At 51.2% G+C, this 26269-nt stretch carries 24 protein-coding genes and 1 pseudogene; 8 read left to right on the top strand and 17 right to left on the bottom strand.

The window, feature by feature from the left end:
* Positions 1 to 43 precede the first annotated feature (43 nt).
* The 3 genes from M2277_RS21645 to M2277_RS21635 all read right to left on the bottom strand — a co-directional run bounded on the left by M2277_RS21645 (position 44) and on the right by M2277_RS21635 (position 6747).
* Positions 44 to 3790 carry an LPXTG cell wall anchor domain-containing protein gene (locus tag M2277_RS21645; protein WP_280755493.1) on the bottom strand — a complete coding sequence of 1249 codons (3747 nt, stop codon included), beginning with the start codon at positions 3788 to 3790 and terminating at the stop codon, positions 44 to 46.
* A 149-nt stretch (positions 3791 to 3939) separates the two neighbouring features.
* Positions 3940 to 4893 carry a DMT family transporter gene (locus M2277_RS21640; RefSeq protein WP_063478136.1) on the bottom strand — a complete coding sequence of 318 codons (954 nt, stop codon included), beginning with the start codon at positions 4891 to 4893 and terminating at the stop codon, positions 3940 to 3942.
* 339 nt (positions 4894 to 5232) lie between these two features.
* Positions 5233 to 6747, bottom strand: coding sequence for a copper amine oxidase N-terminal domain-containing protein (locus M2277_RS21635; RefSeq protein ID WP_148248584.1), 1515 nt, complete (start codon positions 6745 to 6747; stop codon positions 5233 to 5235).
* 256 nt (positions 6748 to 7003) lie between these two features.
* Here M2277_RS21635 and M2277_RS21630 point away from each other — a divergent pair, with 256 nt between their 5' ends.
* From M2277_RS21630 to M2277_RS21615, 4 genes are all read left to right on the top strand, one after another.
* Positions 7004 to 7693 (top strand): response regulator transcription factor, encoded by a 690-nt coding sequence (locus tag M2277_RS21630; protein WP_006207177.1) that lies wholly within the window; start codon positions 7004 to 7006, stop codon positions 7691 to 7693.
* On the top strand, positions 7690 to 8694 hold the full coding sequence (locus tag M2277_RS21625) for a sensor histidine kinase (protein WP_063478138.1): 1005 nt from the start codon (positions 7690 to 7692) through the stop codon (positions 8692 to 8694). The genes M2277_RS21630 and M2277_RS21625 overlap by 4 nt, the downstream gene beginning before the upstream one ends.
* 99 nt (positions 8695 to 8793) lie before the next feature.
* Entirely contained in the window at positions 8794 to 9555 is a 762-nt protein-coding gene (locus M2277_RS21620; protein WP_006207179.1) for an ABC transporter ATP-binding protein, read from the top strand.
* Positions 9545 to 11497: an FtsX-like permease family protein gene (locus M2277_RS21615; RefSeq protein WP_036640332.1), complete on the top strand. Its 1953-nt coding sequence runs from the start codon at positions 9545 to 9547 to the stop codon at positions 11495 to 11497. Before M2277_RS21620 ends, M2277_RS21615 begins: the two co-directional genes overlap by 11 nt.
* A gap of 144 nt (positions 11498 to 11641) precedes the next feature.
* On the opposite strand, the gene M2277_RS21610 is transcribed toward M2277_RS21615, so the two are convergent.
* The 4 genes and pseudogenes from M2277_RS21610 to M2277_RS21595 form a co-directional block, all read right to left on the bottom strand.
* On the bottom strand, positions 11642 to 12127 hold the full coding sequence (locus M2277_RS21610; protein ID WP_006207181.1) for a DinB family protein: 486 nt from the start codon (positions 12125 to 12127) through the stop codon (positions 11642 to 11644).
* A 137-nt stretch (positions 12128 to 12264) separates the two neighbouring features.
* The gene (locus tag M2277_RS21605; RefSeq protein ID WP_006207182.1) at positions 12265 to 12669 is read right to left on the bottom strand and encodes a hypothetical protein; all 405 of its coding nucleotides are present in this window, start codon (positions 12667 to 12669) and stop codon (positions 12265 to 12267) included.
* A gap of 73 nt (positions 12670 to 12742) precedes the next feature.
* Positions 12743 to 13045 (bottom strand): annotated as a pseudogene (locus M2277_RS21600) (D-arabinono-1,4-lactone oxidase); the annotation flags it as partial.
* A 59-nt stretch (positions 13046 to 13104) separates the two neighbouring features.
* On the bottom strand, positions 13105 to 13872 hold the full coding sequence (locus M2277_RS21595) for an HAD-IIB family hydrolase (RefSeq protein WP_280755492.1): 768 nt from the start codon (positions 13870 to 13872) through the stop codon (positions 13105 to 13107).
* A gap of 100 nt (positions 13873 to 13972) precedes the next feature.
* On the opposite strand from M2277_RS21595, the gene M2277_RS21590 reads away from it, so the two are divergent.
* Entirely contained in the window at positions 13973 to 14671 is a 699-nt protein-coding gene (locus M2277_RS21590; protein ID WP_063478142.1) for a Crp/Fnr family transcriptional regulator, read from the top strand.
* A 119-nt stretch (positions 14672 to 14790) separates the two neighbouring features.
* Here the strand turns inward: M2277_RS21590 and bla are convergent, their stop codons facing one another.
* The 6 genes from bla to M2277_RS21560 form a co-directional block, all read right to left on the bottom strand.
* The gene (gene bla, locus M2277_RS21585; RefSeq protein ID WP_481857782.1) at positions 14791 to 15684 is read right to left on the bottom strand and encodes a class A beta-lactamase; all 894 of its coding nucleotides are present in this window, start codon (positions 15682 to 15684) and stop codon (positions 14791 to 14793) included.
* 359 nt (positions 15685 to 16043) lie between these two features.
* Positions 16044 to 16478, bottom strand: a complete 435-nt coding sequence (locus M2277_RS21580) for a hypothetical protein (RefSeq protein WP_076151301.1) — start codon at positions 16476 to 16478, stop codon at positions 16044 to 16046.
* A gap of 104 nt (positions 16479 to 16582) precedes the next feature.
* Positions 16583 to 17644, bottom strand: a complete 1062-nt coding sequence (locus M2277_RS21575) for an LLM class flavin-dependent oxidoreductase (RefSeq protein WP_006207188.1) — start codon at positions 17642 to 17644, stop codon at positions 16583 to 16585.
* Between the two features lie 238 nt (positions 17645 to 17882).
* On the bottom strand, positions 17883 to 18395 hold the full coding sequence (locus M2277_RS21570) for an SRPBCC domain-containing protein (RefSeq protein ID WP_063478145.1): 513 nt from the start codon (positions 18393 to 18395) through the stop codon (positions 17883 to 17885).
* A 24-nt stretch (positions 18396 to 18419) separates the two neighbouring features.
* Complete coding sequence (locus M2277_RS21565; protein ID WP_040680067.1) at positions 18420 to 18749, bottom strand: ArsR/SmtB family transcription factor; 330 nt, start codon at positions 18747 to 18749, stop codon at positions 18420 to 18422.
* A gap of 266 nt (positions 18750 to 19015) precedes the next feature.
* The gene (locus M2277_RS21560) at positions 19016 to 19372 is read right to left on the bottom strand and encodes a nucleotide excision repair endonuclease (RefSeq protein ID WP_006207191.1); all 357 of its coding nucleotides are present in this window, start codon (positions 19370 to 19372) and stop codon (positions 19016 to 19018) included.
* Between the two features lie 152 nt (positions 19373 to 19524).
* Here M2277_RS21560 and M2277_RS21555 point away from each other — a divergent pair, with 152 nt between their 5' ends.
* From M2277_RS21555 to M2277_RS21545, 3 genes are all read left to right on the top strand, one after another.
* Positions 19525 to 19836 carry a hypothetical protein gene (locus M2277_RS21555; RefSeq protein ID WP_006207192.1) on the top strand — a complete coding sequence of 104 codons (312 nt, stop codon included), beginning with the start codon at positions 19525 to 19527 and terminating at the stop codon, positions 19834 to 19836.
* A gap of 84 nt (positions 19837 to 19920) precedes the next feature.
* Positions 19921 to 20211, top strand: coding sequence for a hypothetical protein (locus M2277_RS21550; protein WP_006207193.1), 291 nt, complete (start codon positions 19921 to 19923; stop codon positions 20209 to 20211).
* Positions 20212 to 20501: 290 nt separating this feature from the next.
* A complete protein-coding gene (locus tag M2277_RS21545) occupies positions 20502 to 21707 on the top strand; it encodes an MFS transporter (protein ID WP_040680068.1) in 1206 nt (401 codons plus the stop codon).
* Positions 21708 to 21878: 171 nt separating this feature from the next.
* Here the strand turns inward: M2277_RS21545 and greA are convergent, their stop codons facing one another.
* From greA to M2277_RS21525, 4 genes are all read right to left on the bottom strand, one after another.
* Positions 21879 to 22355: a transcription elongation factor GreA gene (gene greA, locus M2277_RS21540; protein WP_036640355.1), complete on the bottom strand. Its 477-nt coding sequence runs from the start codon at positions 22353 to 22355 to the stop codon at positions 21879 to 21881.
* Between the two features lie 214 nt (positions 22356 to 22569).
* Complete coding sequence (locus M2277_RS21535; protein WP_006207197.1) at positions 22570 to 23739, bottom strand: mannitol-1-phosphate 5-dehydrogenase; 1170 nt, start codon at positions 23737 to 23739, stop codon at positions 22570 to 22572.
* Positions 23736 to 24176 carry a PTS mannitol transporter subunit IIA gene (locus M2277_RS21530; RefSeq protein WP_006207198.1) on the bottom strand — a complete coding sequence of 147 codons (441 nt, stop codon included), beginning with the start codon at positions 24174 to 24176 and terminating at the stop codon, positions 23736 to 23738. The genes M2277_RS21535 and M2277_RS21530 overlap by 4 nt, the downstream gene beginning before the upstream one ends.
* A gap of 16 nt (positions 24177 to 24192) precedes the next feature.
* On the bottom strand, positions 24193 to 26262 hold the full coding sequence (locus M2277_RS21525; RefSeq protein ID WP_006207199.1) for a BglG family transcription antiterminator: 2070 nt from the start codon (positions 26260 to 26262) through the stop codon (positions 24193 to 24195).
* Positions 26263 to 26269: the final 7 nt, after the last annotated feature.

The raw sequence follows: 26269 nt of genomic DNA, 5'->3' as shown, positions 1-26269 counted from the left end.
ATCCCCCTCTCCATGCACCAGCAGGAGAAGGGGATTTCATCCATTATTGACGCTTATTGCGCAGACGACTCAAGAAGAAACCTGCGAGCATAAGTGCAAGCCCTCCGAATTGGAGTGGATGCGGATTGCTCTCTCCTGTTTTCGGAAGCATGGCGGCCCCGCTGTCCGGTTTGGTTTCATCAACCGGATCGGCGCTATTCGCATCATGCTCCGTCGGTGGAGCCGGCTTATCTTCCGGCTTGGATATCTCATTGCTAACCAAAGCGCCCTCTTCCGGTTCCTCTACAGGAATCGGTTCTGGATCAACTTCGCCCGGAACTGCCGGGTCAACCGGATGGGCTGGCTTGTCCACCCCATCGTGATCACCGGGCGATACAATCTCCCCGGGGACGGTCGGCGTCCCGTTATCGGAATGACCTCCCGGTGATGGGCCAGGGCTGCCCGGATCAGGGCCAGGGCTGCCCGGATCAGGGCCAGGGGTGCCTGGATCAGGACCAGGGGTGCCCGGATCAGGGCCAGGGCTGCCCGGATCGGGACCAGGGTTACCTGGATCAGGGCCAGGGGTGCCTGGATCAGGACCAGGGTTACCTGGATCAGGGCTAGGGGTGCCTGGATCAGGACCAGGGGTGCCTGGATCAGGGCCGGGGTTGCCCGGATCGGGACCAGGAGTGCCCGGATCAGGGCCGGGGTTGCCCGGATCGGGACCAGGAGTGCCCGGATCAGGGCCGGGTGGAACGCTTTTTTTGCTGTTCGTGATGGTGATTCGCTTGATGTTGCCTGTCTGTTTAATGCTTGAATCGATCGTAACCGTAGTCGTCGCCTGATCGATCACATACCCTTGCGGAGCAGCCGTCTCTTCCAGAACATATTGGCCATACAGCAATTTTGTAAACAACGCCTTGCCGTCCGCATCGGTTGTCAGTGTCACGGCTGGTCGCTTGCCCTCTTGGTCTCGAAGAACGAAGACGGCTCCTTCCAGGGCAAGAGCAGCAGCATCCTTATCGACTTTCAGGACCTCCAGACTGCCGCGGACCCCGGAGCCGGTGCCGGAGCCTGAAGACATGCGTACTTCGATCTCCTGTGTAGTCTCACGGATACCGGTTGTAATACCAAGCCCCTCAAAGGAGACGCTATTGCCCACCTTTTCTCTGTCTGCCGCATCAATCAGTGTTTCATACTCCACAATATAAGCCTTATCAATCGGGTTCTTGAAGCGAAGCACGAAGTATTCGGTCGCTCCATAGATGAATTCCAGCGTGTAGTCCTGGTCACGCACTAACTCGGCTGCCTTGGAAACCGCACCATTCGCGGCAACAGTGGTTGCGTAGACGTGGAACGAATCTTCCACCAGGATGAGATTGCTTGTGGGCTCATCCATAATCGTGGCTTCTTCCACATAAGATTGACCGCGGTTGACATAGACGGTCCACTTCAGCTTCTCACCGTTCTGCACGCCGTTCTTGAATACATATTCGCCACCTTGCGGAATGCTCACCTTGGCCGTCCACTCCGCCAGCTTGCTTGTGCCATCAAGAAAAATGCCTGTATTCGACACTTCGCTTGCGATGACCTCTCCGTCTAACGTGGTTTTGAACATAATCTGATAAGGGCTGTTGATAGCGTTCTTGAACGCTACCCGCAGCTCGTTGCCATTAGCTTCATCCGGAAGCACCGCATCATACAGGATCGGGTCTACGAGATCTCCCCGAGTTGTCCCGTTAGCAGCGCCCGTCAGTTTCATTTCATATACGAGAAGCGACCCTGGAACAAACTTCTGATTCTGCAGCAGCTTATCGGTGAAGACGGCTTGTGCCACTTCTTTTTTATTATAATTTGCCCGGATGGTCCAGGAGATCTCCTTGGTTCGCGGATTGTATGCACCGCTCTTGTCCCCGTTCGTCTTCGTTAAATTATCGGGGCTCAGCACAGCGTCCTTTGTTATCGTCTTGTTCTGGGTACCTTCAAGCCAAGCCAGATGAGCCCGGTTACGGAACTCGGACTTGGTCTTATCGATTTTCCAATCGTTGTTAAAAGTCGTGGTGTACGTCACCTTCAAAGTCTCGTTGAACGTCTGATGGAAGGTAACCGTGAAGCCTTTCTTAGGCTCGTCTTCCTTCGCCGTATACCAGGAGGGATCAACCGCACTTCCATCTGCGTGGAGCACCTTCAGCGTACCGGCAACCAGCTCTAACCCGCCATTCGGGAACGTATCGGTCAGTACCACCGAGTCCATATCGAACTGGTCTTCATTGAGGCTGATTTCCCATGTTGTCGTTTTGGCGTTGTAATCCACCGCTCTATTGTACTTCTTGAGGATAACAGCCTCATGCTTCTGGCTAGCCGTCTTCGTTACGCCATTGGCCTTAACCGTATTTGCCACAGTCTCATCGGTATAGATGCGATCATCGGTTTTGGTCCTATAGGTGATGATATAGCCGGAATCGATATCACTTTGGAAGGACAGATCAAATCCGTTCTTCCCATTATCATTCTGTACAGGTGTCAGGATATAATCGGTTCCCTCAACCAGCTCCGCGCCTCCGGTTCCGGCATGTCTTACCTTAAATGAGCCGGATTCCAGCTCCTGAGTCCCGTTGAAGCGGTCTGCCAGAACGGCATCCTGCCGGGAAATCTCTTTTTCACGGAAATTGTATTCGATACTCCAGCCGATCGTCCGGGTGCCCTTGTCATAGCTGGCAACCTTCTTTGTCAACAGCTCTCCGCGATCGATTGTCACCGTGGCGTTCACCGTTTGTTCCGGCATTCCGCTCCCCGATAATGCAGCGTTATTCGTGAAACTCGTCTCATCGCCCTTGCCTACTGCCGTCGTATATTCCACGCGATAAGCCGATGTGATCTTCTGGTCAAAAGCAATCGTGAATGCAGAAGGCCCCGTATTCAGGCTGAACCCTGCCGTCACCTCCGCTCCGCGTACCGTGCTTCCATCAATATTGACGTCCAGCTTGTATACCTTCACAGAGCTCTCATCCAGGGTTAACCCTGCTGGAATCTGATCCTGTATGACCGCTAAGTCAATCGGATGCAGGATGGTGTTCGCATCGATCCTCCAAAGGATGCTCGACGCTTGATTGGCTTGTCCCTTCTTGTCCAGATGGGAGCCTTTTGCCGGTTTGATATACAGGATAGCCACTTGCTCTCCGTCCCGGATCGGGAATGGGATTCGTACTTCCGTGCTGCCCTTAACGGTCTCCTTGCTAATCTCGGTGAGGAATTCCAGCGTCCCCCGTACCTCGGAGTTGTTAACCTGATCATTAAAGGTCATCACCACATGGCCGCTCGTCGATACAGAGAACGTCCCCACATCGCCGCCATCGGCAAGGAGACTCCCGTTAAAGCTGTTATAAATTTTGAAGGCGCCCGGAATGTCGAATTCAAAGGTCGAGCCGTCGACGTAATCATGCCCATTCGGCAGCTCCCATTCATACGACAAGCTCACGTCCGAGCCAAGCTCAATACGCTCTCCCAGATCCGGATTGTATACCGAATCAATGACCGTACCGTTCTTGTCCTTCATCGTAACCTTCGTCAGAATGCTCTGTCCTGCGCCTGCGTTCGCCCCTTGCGTCTGGCCCGGATCTTGATATACCGCATCCGTTACCGAATCCGCAGGTCCATTCCCGTTGCCCGGATCCAAGGGATCCACCGACACAACCGGATCAGCTGGTGCAGCCCATGCACGACCCGAATCATAAAACCCTGCACCCGTACCGAACATCCCCTGAAACAGCAGCAGGAGTGCCAGTACCAGAATGCTTCCTTTCTTCCACATCGTATAGATCCACCTCTTTGTATGATTTCATCTGTTCTAAAAATGAATGCTATGACTACCTGCTAATGGGAAACAGATGGTTCAGCATGTAATCATACAAGGCGGATCTCGACAATTTCTCTACACTTATTCTACACACTGGTGTTAAGTTAAGTGGATTTGGATTCACCCGGGGTCAATCCCGTTGGTGCAGCCCGCTTGGATCTTCCAGCGAAACTGGCACCAATCACCCCGATAATAACGAGTCCTGCGCCAATGAAATGATAATAGGCCAACTGTTCGTTCAAGAAGAAGACACCTCCAAAGATGGTGATTACAGTTGCCAAATTGTTGAAGATGCTCATCCGCGACGCTTCCAGCTGGGATAAGGCATAATTCGACAGAAGCGACGTACCCAGGGAAGACAGGACACCAAGATACAGGACCGCCCATACAAAGGAAGGATGAGCAAACGGGTCAAAATACTGCATGAGCGTTCCTTGGGCCGCATGCTGAACAACCGACATCAGGTTAAACAGCACGAATCCGATTAGCGTCATGATGAACGTAATATCCAGCACCGGCTGCTTCTGGGTTAACTTGCGGGCCATCACGCTATAAATGGCATTAGACAGTGCCGACAACAGAATAAGCACGATACCGAGCATGCTGGAGGCTTCAAAGGAAACGCCCTTCAGCACGAAAATCGAAATAATCCCTGTTACCGACAATACGGTAAACAGCTTCTGTGCCCATCCTGAGCGTTCCTTCAAAAATAATGATGCCAGCAGCATCGTAAAGATCGGAACGGTAGCATGGATAATTCCCGCTTCAGCTGAGCTCGTGTAGACCAAACCGAAGGTTTGCAGTGTAAAGAACAGAAACGGGTAGAATATCGCCAAGGGCACAATAACCAGCAGTCGCTTCAGATGGAGCGGAACTCTTCTGCGGGCGATGAGCAATGCCAGTGCGGCGGCAATGAAAGAGAGGGTGAACCGGTGCGCTAACGTGTCCAGCGGGTTGGATACGATCAGTGCCATTTTCACAAACATGAACGAAAAACCTATAATGACGGTATATCCTAACGCTGCGGCATAGGCCCGGCCTGTATGCGGTGTATTCATAATCATGATCTCCTTTATTTTCTCGTATGCATTGCAATCCTGGAGTGTTGCATCTGCTAAAGTTAGCATACGGCGGGAGGAGCACCCTTACGATTAGAAATAACGCCAACTGTACCGATACAGTTGATGGGGCGAAGGAAGGATAGGATGTATCCATACCTTTTCCTTGCCCTGCGATTATGCGGTAAGAACCGCTGATAACACATCAGCAACCATGACAAAAAGGGCTGTTTCCCGCCATCCCAAGATGACGGGAAACAGCCCCGGCAATACTTCCCTGTGTATCCATCTCTAACTCGCCGACCGACAGGTCCGTCTGTTATCGAAATGGGTTATCGCTTAATCACGCTCAATGATAATCCAGCCATCGCCCTCCAGATGAAGCGTTGCCCCGAGGGCTTCCGCCATAAATCGAAGCGGAACGTAGGTAGATCCGTCGCTATGGACAAACGGAGCCGCCTGCAGGGTCACGCTTTTACCGCCTACAGTCGCTTTCTGGGAACCTACCGTCAGCTTGATTTCCTCGCCTGTCAGATCATTGATGACCGTAATGTTCTTGGAGCCCTTCGCCCACTTCACTTCGGCATCAAGACGATTGGTCAGGTAACGAAGTGGAACAAAGGTCTGATTGTTCTTCTTGATCACAGGGTATACGAGATCCTCGTTCGTATCAAGATACAGCGATCTGTGCGTGATCTTCAAATCATCCTTCAGCACGTTATAAATCGTTGAATTCTTCTCGAAATTGCGCAGCACCTGGCCTGGTGTCACCGATTCGCTCAGGACATCCAGAGCGCCCTTGGATGTATCCACTTTATTGGCTTTCACCGCACTGCCGATATTCCATACCTCGCCCTCGGAGTACACCTTGAAGGATTTCAAGGGCATGTCTTCGGAAGCCGGAAGTGCGACAGTCAGTTCCACAGCGTTCTTGCGTGTGTTAAGCTGCTCGTCAAAGTAATAGTCCAGCTTGAGAACCGTATCCTTACCGAAGACGGTATCGCCTCCTGGGAACTCCTCCAACAGCTGTTCCTTCTGTTCATCGTAATTCTCCGTCAATTCGGCCAAGCTGCCATGAACGATTTCGTAGAGCGAAGCCACAACCTCTTCCTTGGATTCCTGCGGCAAGAGCTCCACATCTTCCCCGTAAGCCTCACCGATGCTAACCATCATCGGATAAATGGCATCATAAGCATCACCAATCAACTGCTTTAAGCCTGCTTCGTCCTTCATGAGACTCTCTGCAAAAGGCTTGAACATCGTCAATATCTCTTCCCCGGTCAGCTCCATATGGAGATGCGTCAGGTTCAAGCTCTCCCCATTCACCTTCTCCTGGGCAGATTTCACAGCAATTTTTGTCGGATTCGGAAAATGCTTCAGTACAAGCCCGGCCGCCTTCTTCACTACGTCTTGAATCGCCTGCTCGTATTGGCTGGTGTCAGGCATTCCGGGAACCGTTGTATCCATTGAGAGATAGAACGGCTGCTTGGCGCCTTCCAGTTGAATCGCCATTCCTTTGGGATCCATGGACAAGTGAAGCGGAATCTTCTTGTCCAAATAATGCACACTGCCCTGAATGGACACGGTGTTGGCATCCTGGACGATGGCACGATCCACATTCAATGATAACGAATTAATAAGTTCAATCGCTTCTTTATCTTCAGACGACAGGGCCCGGTCGGCAGGCACCGCCTCGAATCGAATGCTTGCACTGGATTCACTGGATTTAACATCAAGACTTGTAAGCATCGCCTTGTTGATATCCAAACCTCCCACGGACTGACACCCTGTCATAATGACAAGCATAGCTGCAACGAGTACGGTCAACCATTTAAACTTCTTATGCATATTCATATTGTCCCCTCCCAGGTCATAGGCTCATATCTATTATCGGGAGATAGGAAATGTTTGTAAATAGGTAATTCAGCCTCGTCATCTACGCATGCGCTTATGTTCATCCACCGGATGGCACTTGCTCCCTTTTTGCTATACACTGGGAATGAAGTGCCGATTACATAAAGTCCAAAACTAAAAGGCCCCTCTACAGCAACGGGAAGTTTCCGGGCACCCCGGCTTTTTTTGGACAACCTTATAAAGCGTGGTGAATCTTTTGTTCAAAATTATGCTTATCGAAGACGACGCGACCCTGTTCCATGAAGTGCAGGAACGGCTCTCGCAATGGTCTTATGACGTATATGGCATCAAGGATTTCAGCAGTGTACTCCAGGAATTCACAGACGTACAGCCGGATCTTGTCATTATCGATATCCAGCTGCCCAAATTCGACGGATTTCACTGGTGCCGGATGATTCGATCCCATTCGAACGTCCCGATTATCTTCCTGTCTTCACGGGATCATCCTACCGACATGGTGATGTCCATGCAGCTGGGAGCGGATGATTTCATTCAGAAGCCGTTCCACTTTGATGTATTGATTGCCAAAATCCAGGCCACCCTGCGCCGGGTTTACAACTACAGCACCGAACGAACAGAGCTGAGAGCCTGGCGCGGAGCAACCGTCGAGTTCGGCAAGAATACCATTAGCAGCCCTCAAGGCACGGTCGAACTGACGAAGAATGAAATGTATATTCTAAAGATCCTCATGGAGAGGAAGAATCAGATCGTCAGCCGGGAGGAGCTGATCAAGAGTTTATGGGACCATGAGCATTTTGTCAGTGATAACACGTTAACGGTGAATGTGAATCGACTGCGTAAGAAGCTGGAGCCCCTTGGCCTTGATCCTTACATCGAAACCAAGGTGGGACAAGGATATATCGCGACAGAAGAGGCTCATGCATGATCCTTGCCTATATTCGGGAACGGCTAAGCTGGATTCTGTTATTTCTGTTCCTGCAGCTGCTGCTTCTGTTTGTTGCCGCTGTGGATTCCCAAATCCCGTTCCTGCCCATTCTCTATATTGTGTTTCTGTCATCTATGCTCTTCATGGTGTTTCTGATTGTCAGATACAACCGGGAGACAAAATTCTACAAAAGCCTTCGGGCATGGGATGACACCTTCGACTTAGCCGCCATCACCGAGCCGGAGCATCCCTTTGAAGCAATTGCCATGGACATGCTCTCCCTCCAGGCCGAGCGCTTTAAGAGGGAATCCTCCATCCGCCTGATGGAGATGGAAGAGGAGAAGGATGAGCTACTGTCCTGGATCCACGAAGTGAAAACGCCCCTTACCACCATGCAGCTGATGATCGAGCGCATGGAGGATGAGACGTTAAAAGGACAGCTACAGTACGAATGGCTCCGCATCCACCTGCTGCTGGACCAGCAGCTGCACCAAAAGCGCATCCCCTTTATCCAGAACGATCTCCATATTGAGGTGTCCGCGCTTGAGCCGATCATCTTCCAGGAGATACGGGCGCTCAAATCCTGGTGCATGCAAAAAGGCATCGGTTTTGACGTCTCCCTGCAGGTAACGGAGGTGCTGAGCGATACGAAATGGCTGGGCTTCATTATCCGTCAACTGCTGACCAATGCCGTTAAATACAGCTCTGCATCGGATATTGCCTTGCAGAGTGAGCTCGTGGATGACCATGTTAGACTCATCATTCGGGATTCCGGACGCGGCATCGATCCGAAGGACATGCCTCGTATTTTTGACAAAGGTTTCACGTCCACGACCTTACATCAGGACCGTGCGGCAACCGGCATGGGGCTGTATCTGACACAGAAGGCAGCCAATGCCCTATTGATCCGCATTCAGGTGGAATCGAAGCCAGGCAAAGGCACAACCTTCACTTTAATTTTTCCGAAGAAGAACGATGTTGTGAGGATTATCGGCATGTGACAACAATGTCACATGCTTTTGCACTTTGTTCGGCGAATCGAAGGAAAAGGCCCTTGCCGCTCCTTTATGATAAGGACAGTAAACAAAGGAGTGAGGAACTTGGCAATTCTGGAAGCAAACCAAATCCATAAGAGTTTCGGCAATAAATTCAATAAACAGGAGGTGCTGAAGGGCATCGATATCCGTGTGGATAAAGGCGAGTTCGTCAGCATCATGGGCGCATCAGGCTCAGGGAAAACCACGCTGCTGAACGTGCTCTCTTCCATCGATAAAGTGAGCCTTGGCAGCATAAAAATCGAAGGCAAAGAGTTTACTGGCATGAAAGAGAAGGAACTGGCCGAATTCCGGAAGCACCATCTGGGCTTTATTTTTCAGGAGTACAACCTGCTGGACACGCTGACTGTCAAAGAAAATGTTCTACTGCCGCTATCCATCAAGAAGGTATCCAAAAAAGATGCGAACCAGAGGTTTCAAAAAATAGCAACCGAGCTTGGCATATACGAACTCAAGGACAAATATCCGAATCAGATATCCGGTGGACAGAAGCAGCGGACTTCAGCGGCCCGCGCATTCATTCACGATCCCAGCATTATTTTTGCAGATGAGCCGACCGGAGCGCTGGACTCGAAGTCCGCTTCCGATCTGTTGAACAAATTAAGCGAACTGAATCTGAAGATCGACTCCACCATCATCATGGTTACTCATGATCCTGTGGCCGCCAGCTATTGCAGCCGGGTTGTCTTCATTAAGGACGGACAGATTTATACCCAGCTGAACAAGGGCGAGCAGTCCCGGCAGGCCTTCTTCAATGACATCATCAAGACTCAGGGCGTGCTAGGCGGTGTTCAGAATGAACATTAATTATCTGATCTACCGGAATCTGAAGAAGAATATTAAAAATTATTATCTGTATGTCTTTGCCCTCATCTTCAGCGTGGGTCTGTATTTCGCCTTTGTGACGCTGCAATATGATCCGGCCACGGATGAGGCCAAGGGATCTGTGAAGGGGGCTGCAGCTCTGGGAGCCGCCTCGGTGCTGCTTGTGGCCATCGTTGCGATTTTCCTGCTGTATGCCAACACGATTTTCATTAAACGGCGAAGCAAGGAAATCGGGTTGTTTCAGCTCATCGGCTTAACCAAAGGCAAGATATTCCGAATCTTGAGCGCGGAGAACCTGATTCTGTATTTCGGTTCCATGGTGATTGGCATCTTTGCCGGATTTGCGGCTTCCCGCTTGATTCTGATGATTCTGTTCAAGGTTATCGGTGTTGACGCTGAAGCCGCCTTGTCCTTCTCCACCGAAGCGCTGATCCAAACCGTCATTGTGTTTGCCGTCATCTATGTGCTGATCATGATCATGAATTATACGTTCATCCAGCGGCAGAGCATTCTGTCCCTGTTCCGTGCGGTATCTACAACGGAGAATCAGATCAAGAAGATGTCCTTCCTCGAAATGTTATTCGGCTTGCTCGGAATCGGACTTATTCTTCTCGGTTATTATGTGTCAACCAAGCTGTTCAGCGGGGATTTCACCTCCATGAACGAGCTGTTCATGGCGATGATCCTGATCCTGGGATCGGTCATTATCGGAACCTATTTATTCTATAAAGGATCCGTCAGTTTTATTTTCAACGCGATCCGGAAGAGCAAGGGCGGTTACTTATCCGTGAATGAAGTGCTGTCGCTCTCCTCCATCATGTTCCGCATGAAATCCAACGCACTGCTGTTAACGATCATAACGACCGTATCCGCGTTAGCGATCGGACTGTTGTCCCTCAGCTACATCTCTTACTACTCCGCGGAGAAATCAGCACGGCAGAGCGTACCCAATCATTTTACGGTAGCAAATTCCAACGATCTGGCTGCTTATATCCAAGCGCTGACCGACGAGAATATAGAGTTCAAGCAGACCAAACGTGACGTTATTCAAGTGAATGCTGACCTTTCTCAGGTGATTGGGGCCAACTTGGAGGTCGTATCAGGTCCAGGAGAACAGCAACCAATGGTCATACCGGTCATCAGCGACGAGAGTGTGGAAGGAATCGATGTTTCTCCTGAGGAGACGCTGTTCACGGGATCCAGCGATGCAATTCAACAGTTTATGTCGATTCAGGCCACGGGGGATATTGAGCTGACAAGCCCTAACCAGCAAATAAAACAGCAGTTGATAGGCTTGGAGAAGGACTCCTATGTATCCTATTATTTTGCCAGCGGAGGTCTGCCGGCAGCGATTGTGGACCACACCGTCTTTGACAAGCTGGCCCAGGATCTGGATCCGAAGATCCAGAAGGAAACGAATGTCTACTACGGTATCGACCTTGTCGACCCGATCGCCATCGATCAAGCCAATCAGATCTTCAAGGATCTCGGCATTAGTGAGTCTACCGGGAACCTGTCCCAGAGTGAGCTGATAATGAACCAGAAGAGCAACATGGGCCTGATGATGTTCATCGTGGGATTCCTTGGACTCACCTTCCTGATCACCTCCGGCTGCATCCTGTACTTCAAACAAATGGATGAAGGGGAAGAAGAGAAAGCGAACTATACCATTCTGAGAAAACTCGGCTTCACTCAGGGCAACCTGCTGAAGGGCATTCAGATGAAGCAGCTGTTCAACTTCGGCATTCCGCTGATCGTTGGCCTGTTCCATAGTTACTTCGCCGTTAAATCCGGCTGGTTCTTCTTCGGAACCGAGCTGTGGCTGCCCATGGTTATGGTTATGCTGCTGTATACGGCACTGTATTCCATATTCGGGCTGTTATCGGTGCTGTTCTATAAACGGATAATTAAAGAGGCGTTGTAAGAGAGGTGCATGCATGGTTGGGTCCAGGGTAATCCGGGCCCCTCCATGCATTTGCTCGTTAGAGCAGGGAAGCTGGCCCGGGGATCAAGCAGCAAAGAGCCTAGACGGGATCCAGAGCGGGGGAACCTTACTTCTTAACGAAACTTACCATTCCAGCGCCTTGCAGCTCTTCTGCAGCTTTCGAATGTACACGATCTGACCGATATGATAGGCATTATGCGCAGCCGCATTGCTTATGATCTCCCACCACTTGGCCGGTACGGGAAAACCGTCCACCTCCTGCTCGAGCTTCGCCTCTGTCAGCAGTTCCTGCCACTGCAATAGCACGGCTAACAGTCGGTCTCTTAGCTCTGCAAAGGTCGCATTGTCGGGAATGATAAAGCTATGTTGATTGTCTCCAATAGAAGACACCGCACTCATTCGTGATTCCCGGTATCTGGTTTGCCAGGTTTCATTCCAATAAAGCAGATGCTGCACGATCTCAGCAATGCTGTGGCTGTCATTGGCAGGGGTCCAGAACGCTTCATCCTCCGTTATATGCTCAACGGATTGCTGGAAAGGAACGTGCCAGCTGGGATCATTCGCATTGGCTAACAGCTGATTCAATAGAACGTCATGCGCATGCGCCATGGTTCATTCACTCCTTCATGAAACGGATAATGAGCAGCATCGCAAATCATGACTAATTCTACTACAGGATGAAGCACCCCAAACCGCATAAAATGGTTTAACTCATTTTTTCTCAGATACGCTGAACAAGAGTAGCGTTATCTCACATGAAACACGTCCACATAATATTGCGCCGTAGGCGTATCATTCTTGAGGCGCAGCTCGATCTTCTCCCCACTCCCCTTACATAAGCCAACTGTAATCTCAAAATAGGTGGCCCCGTGCATCGCATCCACCGGACTGGCATGCTGGCTATCCTCTGCCATCGTTACCCGCTCGTTGATCGATATAATCCGCTCGCAGCCAAACGAGGGATACGCCTCGCTATATATCTCCTGGAGCGAGGATCGGATAACCGGATATAACTGCTGCAGCATGGCATTTTCGAGCTGCCGCTCCCTGGGCTTCTCTTCTTGTGGCTGCGCATAGGCAGCTGCGCTTCCCAGACTGAACAGGAGCAAGGCGCATAACAGCAGAACATGGATCATGGATCGCCGCTTCATGTAATGTAATTCCCCTTTTCTTTTTGCTACTAGAATTTCCTCATCAGGCTTTTTTATATACTCCAAGTAAAATTCAAAGAAAAAGCAAGTTGTTGAAGACAGCGCCGGATGAATCGAACAGCCTTCCCGTATAATTACTCCATAATATGCCGTCCGGGTCCAGCTCCTCCCGAACCGCAAGGAAAGCATCCCACATCGGATACAGTTTCTTCAACTGCGCAGCCTCAAGGGAATGCATTTTGCCCCAATGCGGCCGACCGCCATAACGGAGGAAGATGCGCTCCATCGCCTGGAAATAGTCCTCATACGGCATGCCTTTGTACATATGAACCGCAATATAAGCCGAATCCCGGCCATATGCGGGACTTAACCAAATATAAGCAAGCGGCTCCCATGAGACGAGGTTTCTTCTACATAATGACCTGCTCTATTACTCTAAATTACCTTATACAAACACCCAAGTTCCTTCAATCGAGCCGAAATGGCATGCTCAATATTACCATCCAGCAGCAATTGCTCCGAAGAATACGGGGCCAGCAGCGGATGGTCACCGATCATCACGCTGTGCAGCGCATGCTGAAACATCGAGATATCGTTAGCATCGTTGCCGAAGGCAACAAATTCGCCCTCCTTAACTCCGAGCTGCTGAAGCCCGCTCCACTTGTGGATCCCCGTCGGGCTTATATCCAGCACGTTCTCCTGCCCATGCACGTGTACAACGACGTCCAGTGTCTTCAGCTTCTCTTCGACTTCGGCCATGCGGTCCGAGGTCAGCATCAATATTTTCACGATGGATTCCAGCTCCTGGAGCGCCACTCGCTTAGCCAAATTGTGCGGATCCAGATTCAGCCGGATCGGATGATCCTCAGAACCCGTATAAGCATAATCCCAATCCCCATCGATTAAATAACTCACATTATACTTAGCCAACAGCTCAAGAAGCACCGGTAAAACCTCATGATTAAACCCCACCGTGGATACGATATTGCCACCTGTCGCTACCATTGAGCCGTTGCCCCCGATCATGGGGTAATGATGGAAACGCTCATGGAGGACAGGGAGCAAATCACGAATCGGTCTTGCGGAAGCAAAAATAACCTCGTGCCCCTGCCCCACCAGCTCCTCGAAAGTCTTCAACAGCACGTCCGAAACCGGCTGACCTTTAAAACAGATCGTTCCGTCCAGATCGAATACAAATTTCATCCCTGCTTCCCCCTGTATCTTCTATTGCCCTTATCATATCAGTTGATCGTATAATGAGAAGGACATATGTCCAGAAGAGAAGGGAGCCACCGAAAAATCCATGAAATTGCTTCATAACGAACCATTACTGAACGCGAAGCTGAAAGATTTTCAATTCGAGCACATGCTGGACTTAACCCGACCTGTGCCTTTTGCATTGCAGCAATATGAGCCGGGCGAGATCATTCTGCATGAAGGCTTCGCCTTGCACTCCCTCTTGTTCCTTGTACAGGGGAAAATCAAGGTGACCTCCAGCATTGAAACCGGCAAATCGCTCCTGCTGCGCTTTGGCCATCCCTTTTCCATCATCGGCGATATTGAATTGATTCGAAATGTACCGGTCCAGTCGCGGATTGAAGCCGTTAACGAATGCTTGCTGATCGGGCTTTCCTTTGACTATATCAAGCAGCATGAAATGAAGAACCCCCGCTTTACATCCACTTTGCTGGATCACTTAAGCTACAAGCTCCAGACCTGCACGACTGCTTCCCGGGTCAACCTGCTCGCGTCCGTGGAGAACCGCTTCGCCAGTTATCTTATGTCGACGATGTCGCCAGGATCGAATGCCTCATTCGGCATGGAACTGCAAACCGACCATATTGGAGAGATCGCCAGCCTGCTGGGCACAACACACCGGCATTTAAACCGGGTGCTGCAGGCTTTTGTGCAGAACCGGATGCTGGAGCGCAACGGGCAAATGATCCGCGTTCTGGATTGGGACGCCATCGAGAGAGCTTCAAACGGCATTCGCTACGAATAGCACCCGCTTCGGCTTTTGGAACGAACGGCCGGACAAGAGAGCCCGTGGAGATGCAATTCAAGATAGACTGCTATTGAAGAACTACATACATCTTTAGCGATGTGTGGGCTGACTATGATTCACTTCGCAGCGTCAAGTGCGACCTTGGCAGCTTGTGCGATAAGCGCATCGTCATAAGTGGCATCTGGTGTATCGCGGCTGGACAGAATGGCGATAACGATAGGCTCTTTGTTTGGCGGCCAAATGACGGCTATGTCGTTTCGCGTTCCATAACCTCCGGCTCCGGTCTTATCCCCGACCTCCCAGCCTTCAGGCACGGCCATACGGATCAGTTTGTCTCCAGTGGTATTCCCCTTCAGCCAATCGATGAGGAGCGTGCGTTTATCCGTCGGGAGCACGTTGCCAACCGTGTAAGCCTGAAGCGTGGTGGCAAGCGCTCTCGGGGTGCTTGTGTCACGATTGTCTCCCGGAATGGCTTCGTTCAGATCTGTCTCGAAGCGTTCGGGGTTGGTTACGTTGTCACCGGCCTGCTTTAATGCTGTCCTGAAGCCATCAGGGCCTCCCAGTTCTTTTAACAAGAGATTTCCTGCAGTGTTATCGCTGTAACGGATAGCAGCCTCACTAAGCTCCCTAAGGGTCATCCCGGTATTCACGTTCTTCTCGGTGATCGGCGAATAGGTGACCAAGTCTTTGCTCGTGTAAGTGATCACTTTATCGAGTGTGTCCATCGAGTTTTGCTGCAATACTGCGCCTGCGGCAAGAGCCTTAAAAGTAGACGCGTATGCAAACCGTTCATCGGGGCGGTAGGCGACGATCCGCTCGGTGCCAGTATCGATAGCATAGACACCGAGACGAGCGCTAAACTTGCTCTCGAGTTGAACGAAATCTGGGTCAGCCAGAGCTGCTGGTGCCGTCTGGGGCGTATTCTCAGTCGGAGCAACAGGGGGAGCAACGTCGGCTTTCGTACACCCGGAGAGCGAGATGAGTGCAAAGATGAACATAAGTTGAGCCATTTTGATGATATGTGGACCGAATATAGCATTATATGATTTATTCATGATTTAACCCTCTTTCCGAAGATGATTATGGATTGATTTACGTTGCAGTACAAGCCGCCCCCATAGCATCGACTATCCGAACCCTGCCTGTGTTTTCCTATGATGTATCAAAGCGTCTCTTCCTGTTTTTCCATTTATTATACCATTTTTCCGGATAATGCTGGTTTTAAGGCGATAGGCACAAATTTGATATCCTCTTACGGCAACACAAAAAGACGTTCCTGATCATAGAGGAACGCCCTTTCCTTTTAATATGCGACTCTTCAAGGCCAAGCAGCTTCACTTCACTCACAACGGCCTTCTTTTCAATACGTTCAGGGTTTTATCGCAGCTCTTCGAATCAGCAGCCATTCGATCCAGCCATAGAGCAGTCCCATCACGCCAAATATAAAGATAGCCGTGTCGATACGCAGATGATACTCCTTCACATATACAGGATCATACAGCTGGTGGAACAGCCACACGCCTGCCGCAACCCATAATACACAGTACAAGAGAAGATAAAGCGTCATGACACTTCTTTTCCAAGGGATGAAACCCAGCAGCCAAGATAATGGAAACATGATCACCATGTAAATGATCACCGAGGCAAGAAAGACCACCGCAATTAAGGCAAAACCCAGGTTGTGGATGCCGTAATACATGCTTGTACGGATACTGTATCCTTCCATTAACTCAAGCCCGAGGTAAGCTCCGGTCAACAGGAACATAAATATGAACCCCATCGCAAAATATTTGGCAACGTTCATAAAACCATCCCACCCTATTCTCAGCTTGTCTTAGCCTATGTAATAAACGCGGGGTGACCCCGAAAGGTTTCTATTTAAATCCGATCCTGTTATCAACCATGGCTTCATTCCTCTGGCTCACCAGCCGCTTCCCAGCGATCAATTTCCTTGCGGACCCGGGGTGCTACCTCGGTTCCGAGCAATTCAATGGCTCTCATGACTTCATCATGAGGCATCGTCCCGACCGGGACATGCAGCATAAAGCGGGTAATGCCTACGTGTTTGCGGAGGTGAATGATTTTCTGGGCGACCGTCTCCGGGTCTCCCACATAAAGGGCACCTTCGAAGCTTCGTGCCGCATCGAAGCTCGCACGGTCATAATATCCCCAGCCCCGCTCCCGTCCCAGCACATTCATGCTGGCTTGGGTCGATGGGAAGAACTTGTCCGCTGCCATCTCGGTATCTTCCGCAATAAATCCATGCGAGTGCGAGCCAATTGGCAGTTTTGACACATCATGCCCAGCATGGGCCGCCGCTTCTTTATACAGCTTGACCAGCGGCGCGAACTGCAAGGGGCTACCGCCGATAATCGCCAGTACAAGCGGCAAACCGAGCAAGCCTGCGCGCACGACCGATTCCGAATTGCCGCCGCTGCCAATCCACACCGGCAGCGGATTCTGAACCGGGCGTGGGTACACGCCTAAGTTTTGGATCGCGGGACGGTGTCCGCCGCTCCAGGTTACCTTCTCCGATTCCCGGATCTTAAGCAGCAGCTCCAGCTTCTCTTCAAACAGCTCGTCATAATGACTCAGATCGTAGCCGAACAGCGGAAACGATTCGATGAAGGAGCCCCGGCCCGCCATAATCTCTGCACGCCCGTTCGAAATCGCGTCCAAGGTAGCAAAATCCTGAAAGACCCGCACCGGGTCCGCAGAGGACAGCACCGTAACTGCGCTGGTCAGCCGAATCCACTTCGTCTGCGACGCTGCCGCGGCAAGCACAACGGCTGGCGAAGATGCGGCATAATCCTTGCGATGGTGCTCGCCTACGCCATAGACATCCAGGCCCACCTGATCGGCCAGAACGATCTCCTCCACTACCTCGCGCAGCCGCTGCGCATGGCTGATCACTTCCCCGGTCTTCACATCCGGCCATGTCTCAACAAATGAACTGACTCCGATCTCCATCTTGATTTCCTCCTGTTATGTATGTGTCATTGACCCGCCCCTCCGGCAGACAACACGGTTTTGATTATCCATTTATCTTTATATTGAACTTTTGGCTTCTGTTTTTCAAGTTACAAGTTAACTGATGCGGTGGATTCTATGCAATCATGATGTCAGGAAAATAAAAAAATGGCCGTATCCTTGCGAATTCCAGCCATTCTTTATATCGCGTAACCGAGATTGCATGATGGTAATAAAGTTACTGTTGGGCTGCCAAGTATTCCTCGAGACGGTCCCAGGTTTGGGTAATGCCCTCTTCCATTCCCATCTCCAGCACGGTTTTGAGTGCTTCTGGGGATTCATATACACCTCGACTGACCAGCTTGGTCTTTCCATCGATCTCCTCAAGGGTCATGGTAACCGTGGTTGCGGGCATCCCCTCTGCAACTTGGCCTTCCGCATCCGAGAAATAGTCGATATAGACTATTTTCCCAGGCGCCTCAATTTCCTCATAAACCGATTTGCCCCAGGATTCCATGCCGTAGAAATCGCCCTGATTCTTATCCATGCATTTCATACAGTAATGCCATGAACCGCCTGGACGGAAATCCATGCTGGATACGGTAACCTCCCACCCGCGCGGACCCCACCACTGCTTCAGATGCTCTCCGTCAGAGAATACCTTGAATACCAGCTCTCTAGGTGCATTAAAAACACGTTCCAGTACAAGTACTTGCCCTTCAACACGGGTAATCATGGTGTTTGCCATCATACATTCCTCCTCATATTAAGTAGCTTAATCCTGATTCTTCGTGTCAGCCTGAAGTTTCTCCAAGTAGTTATCCAAGTTGTCGAACCGCTCGCTCCAAATTCTGCGGTAATCATTCAGCCAGTGGTCCATCTCCTCAAACGGCTCGGATCGAAGCATGTAATTTCGCCGGTTGGCGTCAGCCTTAACTTCCACCAGCCCAGCCTCCAGCAGCACCTTCAGATGTTTCGAGGCTTGGGGCTGCCTGATCTCCAGACGTTCGGCGATATCCCCTACCGTCATCGGTCCCCTCAGCAGAAGGTCCACAATGCGGAAACGACTCGGTTCAGCTAATGCGGTAAACGTTGTCAGTTCCATTGTGTCATGATGACCGTTACAGCACCGATGGTCCTTGAGATATGACAATTCTTCATTCTCTCTGTTCCCGTCATCATCATCACCTCTTTTTTTTACGGATATAATGGTGTGTTTGATTTCTTGAATTCAATATACCACATCAGGAATATTCCTGTAAAGGAATATTTAGATTTTATTGTAATGATGGACGACAACAAAAAAAGCAATAAACGTTGATCTCTCCAAGACCCGTCTATTGCCTCTCCTTGCTCCATTACACATGTCCTTTATTTAAAGAACACTTTGTCCACATTATATTCAGCCTTTAATTCATTGATAATATAGGTTTCATAGATTTCTCTGTGAACGGCATCTTCGATGACACAGACCTCTATTCTTGTCACTTCATTACGATGGTCCTTAATGGGAGATACACTATCTTCAAAATGCTTCTTGATCCGCGGTCTTAGCTTTCTGGCTTTGCCAACAAACAAGAGCTCCTCCTTGCTGTTGTAGAACATAAAGATCCCGCCCCGGTCTCTCGGGATCAGGTGGAAATCCGTAAATCCGTAAATATGGCTCAGTTCCGGAGCAGCCTGCTTGGTAATGGTGACGTCCGGCTTGGGGATGGTTATATTGATCACGACTAACGCTCACTTCCTCAATTCATATATTGATCTAAATAGTATCACTAATCTACAAATTTGCCCATGCGGGAATTTCAGGAGCACCCCGCTATAGGCATCCGCATAGGATGTAATCTATGTATGACTAATAACGATGGGGGTCTTTCCATATGAGTCTTCAATATCCAGGACACCAGGAACAAACCTTATATCAAGCTGAACCCAATATGAGGCACAGCATCCAATCCGTTCGGGATCATATTCACCATCTGTGCAAACAGCATGCGAACCAACTGGTTCGCGTCGAAACGCTGGACGGTGACGTCTTTGAAGGGACGATTATCCGGTGTGACAGAGGAATTCTATACTTAAGTCTGCCAGACTACAATCACCAGCGCGGTTTCGGTCCCAGCTACTATAATCATGTCATTCTGCCCCTTGTCCTCTTCGAATTACTAGTAATCACCCTGCTCTATACCTAGAGCCTGGCTCATCTTGCATTCTTGATGGTGTAGCCGCTCTTGCTCACTTCCAAACCTATAAACCGATTAAGGAGTGAATCCATTATGGCATTTATGCCGCCGCAAGGACCTCAGGGACCGCAACAAGGGCCCTCTTCTCCACCCCCGCAGACTGTACCCCAACAACCGCTTGCAGCTACCTTTGCCGTTGACCCTGGAGCTATTACGGGCTGTCTATTCCGCAACACCTATATTTGGCCGAGAAATGGGCCGGGCTTCTGGTTTTATCCGACCTTTGTTGGCCGGACATCGGTTGCCGGCTTTCGCTGGACCGGGAGGATGTGGGTATTCTCAGGATTTGATCTGGGGAGAATCGAGTCGTTTACCTGTTTCTAAATCCATCACAGCAAAGGGACAGGATCAACCGACTGTATGGGATGACCACAATCGTTTGCTTGCTTCATGAAGAGAGTGCCTGGGTGGTACTCTCACAAGCTTTACATAGCGGACAAGCTAATATGCCGAATAAGCTTACATGATCAGCATGTCCATTTTGCCCAAAAATAAAATTCTTGATTATCATCGGAGAACGTTAAATAATATGTAACAGGCCCACTTTCAAATCCGATAATATAGATTGGGTTTATATCTTTAACATACACAGCAGAAAGGTTGACTTGAACATCATGGAATTATCGCAGCAGGCCACTGGGAACAAAGGGCCTAAAGAGCCGTTTCCCATCTCGATATTGTCTCTTACTGTAGGCGCTTTTGCCATTGGAATGACGGAATTCGTGATCATGGGAATACTCCCGAACGTCGCGGACGATCTGAACGTCAGCATCGCCTCTGCCGGACAGCTGATTACGATGTATGCGCTCGGGGTAGCTGTAGGAGCTCCTATCCTGACCGTTCTTACCCACCAAATCCCGCAAAAGAAGCTGCTCCTGCTGCTCATGGGTTTATTCATTCTGGGCAATGGCGTATCGGTCTTCGCTCCCAACTATGCCGTGCTGATGGGTGCCCGGATGCTGACGGCACTGACACACGGCACCTTCTTCGGTGTGGGAGCCGTTATCGCCTCGAACCTGGTACGGCCGGACAAGCGAGCCGGGGCCGTATCGATCATGATGGCAGGGTTAACGATAGCCAACATCATCGGGGTTCCGATCGGTACCTTCATCGGTCAAACGATGGGCTGGCGCGCCTCCTTCGGGGCGATTGCCATTATGGGCGTTATCGCATTGATTGGTATTCTGATCTTCATTCCGAAGATCCGCCAGGAGCAGGCCTCGAGCATCGCCCAGCAGATCACAGCCCTTATGAAGCCAGGACTGCTTCTCTTCCTGCTCATCGGAGCGCTTGGCAACGCGGGCCTGTTCGCTGTATTCACCTATATTGCTCCGCTGCTCATTGAGATCACCGGCTTTGCAGAGCCCAGCGTCACCTGGATTCTGGTGCTGTTCGGCATCGGCGTGACCGCGGGTAACATCGTGGGCGGAAGACTTGCAGACTGGAAGCTATTGCCCTCCATTCTGGGCGTCTACTTCACAACTGCCGTTATCCTGACCATCTTCACCGTTACCATCTATCATCCGGTGACTGCTGTGCTGACCATCGTGCTCTGGGGCGCTGCCTCCTTCGCTGTGATGCCCGGGATGCAGGTACGCGTGATGAGTCTTGCCCAGTCGGCCCCGGCACTTGCCTCTACGGCAAGCCACTCCGCCGGTAATCTCGGAAATGCAGCGGGAGCCTTCATTGGCGGATTGGTCATTACCCATTTGAGCTTAACCTCCCTGCCTTGGGTAGGAGCTGCATTAGTAGGACTTGCCTTCATTCTCGGGGGAGCCTGCTATATGTATGAGCGCAAGGCTGCTGCGGCTGGGGCATAATCATGAGAAAAGGCGTAACCGGACATGACACTCCCGGATTACGCCTTTCATTTATATATGAGTTCATCCATCTACAGATGCTGCGGCAATCTGAATAACGTCTGCTATGCAGACAGCCAGCAGTTCCAAGGATCCCATCCATCATGGCGTTAGACGCAAATGATCGATCGTTTACAACACCTTGATCTCCAGCAGCTCGTACTTGACGATGCCCATCGGTGCATCCACGTTGACTTGGTCGCCAACCGCTTTGCCCATCAGTGCTTTGCCGAGCGGGCTTTCATAGGAGACTTTATTATTCAACACGTCTGCTTCTGCCGGGCCTACAACCTGATATTCAAGCTTCTCTGCAAACTCGATGTCGTTCAGGACGACATTCGAACCGACATTCACCGTTGTCGAGCTTACCTGCTTGGAGTCGACAATCCGGGCGCTGTTCAGTGTTTTTTCTAGGATAATGATGCGCGTTTCCATAAACGCCTGGTCGTTCTTGGCCGAGTGGTACTCGCTGTTCTCCTTCAAGTCACCATAGCTGATCGCAAGCTTGATCCGTTCCGCTAACTCTTTGCGTTTTACATATTTGAGGTCATCCAGTTCCTCCTGGAGTTTATCATAGCCCTCTTGGGTCAAGATCAGTTCTTCTGCCATGTTCATCACATCCACTTCGGTTTCTTACTTCTAGTGTACTCTTAATTCCGAAAATAAGCGAAAATTTTCTGAAAATCAACGGATGGAAATTATGGAATTCCTCCCTGGCAGCTGGACACCAGCGTTGAGGAAGCGGAGCTCATCCTGAAGCGAGCCCAAAAAACCCCTGATTTCTCCGTAAAGAAAATCAGGGGTTTTCTCTCATAGCTAAAAATTATGACCGCCCAGCCTCAGTCTCCGCCTTCAAGGCTTCATATTGCTCCATCAGCTCACCCATAATCGGATGCTCGCCAGCCATACCGGTATATTGGGAAGCCGTGTCGCTTACTCCGATATCCCGTACGGAGGCTTGCAGTTCTACACTTTCCGGGTCTTCGGGCACATCAAACAACAAGGCCGCTGCCATGGATTTGGCCAGACTCTTGTAAGGGAGCCCGCTCTCGAATGCCAGCATCGCTGGAGATACCAGCCGGTCGCCGGGAGACAGCTTCCGAATCGGGGAGCGTCCGACGCGGGATACCTCGTCTGTCAGCGCCGGATTACGGAACCGCTCCAGAATGGTGTCAATATACGCTCCATGCTCGGCAGAATTGAAGCCATGTTTATGCACAAGCGCAGCCCCCGTTTCCTCCAACACCGCGCGCACATGGGCCGCCACCTCGTCATCCTTCATGGCGTCCTGAATCGTCTCATAGCCTTTCAGGAAGCCTACATAGGCAGCAGAGCAGTGACCGGTATTCACCGTAAACAGCTTGCGCTCAATGTACGGCTCCAGGCGGTCCACATAGTGAATGCCTTCTACCGGCGTGTAGCCTTCAAACATCTGCGAGCGATCCACCGCCCACTCATAGAACGGCTCCACCACCACCTTCAAGCGGTCCTCATGCTGCTGCAGCGGCACGATCCGGTCTACGGCTGCATCCGGGAAAGCCACCCGCTGGTCGGCCTTCTGCTTCGTCTCATCATCCAGCTTACCGTACACATGCTCTTTCAGCTGCGTACTGCCGCCGATGGCATTCTCGCATGCAATAATATGCAGCGGTGCCGATTCTCCCTGCAACCGAAGCTTTAGCCCTTCGGCAATGGTACCGGCAATAAACTTCAGAATGTTCACGCCTACCGCTGTTGTGACGAGATCGGCTTCTGCCACCGCACGCGCGGCAGCCTCCGGCTCCGAAGCGCTGTTGAGGGCCGTAATGCCCTTTACAACCGTTGTCTCCTGCCCTTCGCTGGCCAGTGTTACAGGATATTCTCCACGAGCCTTCAGCTCCGAAACCAGCTCCTCGTTCACATCGACAAAACAAACCTCGTAACCTGCCTGGGACAACAGGAGCCCTATAAACCCGCGCCCGATGTTCCCTGCTCCGAAATGGACTGCCTTCATGCGCCCATTCCTCCTTCGAAGATGGCCAGAATCTCCTCTTCGCTCGATGCGTTCATCACCTTCTCAATGCTCTCGTCATCTGTGAAGATCATCGCAACGTTTGTCAGAATCTCCATATGGTCACCGCCAGCGGCCGCGATCCCAATGACGATGAACGCCGGCTCGTCTCCGCCGAAATCAACGCCTTCCGGGAAGCGAACGATGGACAATCCCGTAGAGATAACCATGCCTTTGGCTTCCTTGGTGCCGTGAGGAATCGCGAGTCCCCCGCCCATATAAGTGGATGCAATCTCTTCGCGCTCCAGCATCTTATCTACGTAATCCTCTGATACGTGGCCTGCCTGCACCAGCAGATTCCCCGCCATGCGGATGGCCTCGCTTTTATCATTTGCCTTCGCATTCAATACGACTTTATCTTTGGACAGTATGTTATTCATGTTAGTCTCCCTCTTTCTATGGTCTGTGATTGAAAAAATGCTGCAGCTCTTCAGCCAGGTATGACCGAATTTCGTCCTCGCCGCCCCGCTCCATCAGCTCAATCAGCTCGGAGCCGAGCAGCATCGCACTGATCTCGCTGAGCACCTCCAGGCTCTCCTTCGGGAGCTGCTTCGGTGCCAGCATCAGCAGAATGACCCCTGCTTCCGCCCCATCCTCAAGCGGTGCGGCATGCGCTAACCGGAACAGGGTAAGCGACGGGCAGGCGATATAACGGCTGCGCGTATGGAACAAAGCCAGCGTCGTATCCGGGATGAGCTGAGTGCCCATCCGTTCACGCTCAAGCAACCGCTCCTTCACCTTCCCCGCATCGCTGACCGCACCGCACTCGTATACCTTGGCCAAGGCCTCGTTCAACGTACCCTCCAGGTCATCCGGACGGTTATCCAGATCATGCACATGAAAGCCGTCCAGGAGCGATACAATCGCATTCATCAGCGCGGCCTGCAGGCGAAGCCGTTCGAATGATGCAGCTTTACGCTGTTCTTCGATCCGGTTGACGGCCGTGCCGCTTCCACCCGGCTTCACGGACGTGCTCTGGATATATTGAAGCAGCGCCTCTTTATCATCCGCTGTCAGCAGCGGACTTAATCTCACATATCGATCCTTCGGCAGCGGAAGATCTATGGTCGTTATAATGAGATCATATTGCTCCTTCGGCATTCGAGCCGCTTCATACCATGACACGTTGCCAAGCACCTCAATCTGAGGCATCTCCTTGTTCAGCCGGGTTCCGAGAAGCCTTGAGGAGCTAAGACCGCTGGAGCATACGAGGATGGCTTTCAGATGGTGTCCCAGCTGGTTCAGGCGTTCACTTGACGCCCCAAAATGCATAACAAGAAACCCGATTTCCTCATCCGGGATGGTCAAGCCCAGCCTCAGCTCATCAACCGAATGCCGGACAATCCCGAACAGCTCCTCATAATCCTTCCGGATCGGACTCAGCAGCGGATTCCGAATCCGGGTCCCTTCCCGAATCCGTTTCATGGCTGCACCGATATGCTCCACCAAGCCTGCCCGCAGCGTGCGATCCTCTTGAAACGGAATGCCGGTGCGCCGCTGCACCCGCTCGATCAGGCGGTGCGCCATCTCCACCATTTCCACATCCGTATGGGCCAGCTCACTGATCTCAGACATATCCCTGGCTGCCTCGAACAAATTCGAGATATATTTCATTTCTGAATCCGTAAAAGGGATCTCCAGTGTTTCACCGAGACGAACGGCAAAATCTCTGGCTTCCTCCATGGAGGAGGAGGCTCCATCCTGAGTGGCCATATCGGCCGCCTCCATAGGTCGTCCCTGCCTGATCCGCTTCACGGAAACCGATAAGGCAATCAGCATGGAGGTATAGGCACTTTCGCTAAGGCTCTCCGTCCAGCTCCAGTTCATATCCCACAAGCTTTTCTCCACATCCAGCAGCACCGGTTTACCAACCATGGAGAGCAGCCGGGCCGTCACCGGCTCTCGGGCATCGCTGTAACCGTCCCCGACAAGATCCGAATAATCCAGATATTCCTCCGCAAGCCTGCAAATGGCCCTTCGCCTTACGGCTTCCGTGCCTTCAAGCTCAACCCCGTAACCTCTGCGGCGGATCAGATTAAGCTTGAACCTCTTCATTAAGGGCTCCAGCTCATCCAGATCGCTGCTGACGGTAGGCACGGTCACCTTCAAACTGTGGGCCAGAGCAAACAGTTTGATGGGTTCATCAGCCTCAAGCAAAGCACATAACATGAGGATTTTGCGCTCTTCCACGGAATAATCGGCAGGCTTACCTTCAAGCAGGCGTTTCCGCAGCTGGGCGATACCCTCAGGCGTCTCTCCTTCCAGCCGGATGCCCGTTCCCGACTTTTTATGAAGCAGAACGTCTGCGCCTTGCAGTCCTTTCTCAATCTCCTCCATTTCCCGGTGAACCGTCCTGACGCTGACCCCGATCTCAGCCGCTATTTCCGCAGCTGTCATGCCCTCGGTCCTGCTCATCAGGAGCAGAAGGATTTGTCGCTGGCGGGCAGTGATTTGTCCCAGACGCATGGCTCCC

It is taken from the genome of Paenibacillus sp. LBL (assembly GCF_029893715.1).
GTDB classification, from domain to species: domain Bacteria; phylum Bacillota; class Bacilli; order Paenibacillales; family Paenibacillaceae; genus Paenibacillus_AQ; species Paenibacillus_AQ glucanolyticus.
The sequence above is the reverse complement of the archived record's forward strand: the minus strand, read 5'-3'. Positions and strand labels throughout refer to the sequence as shown.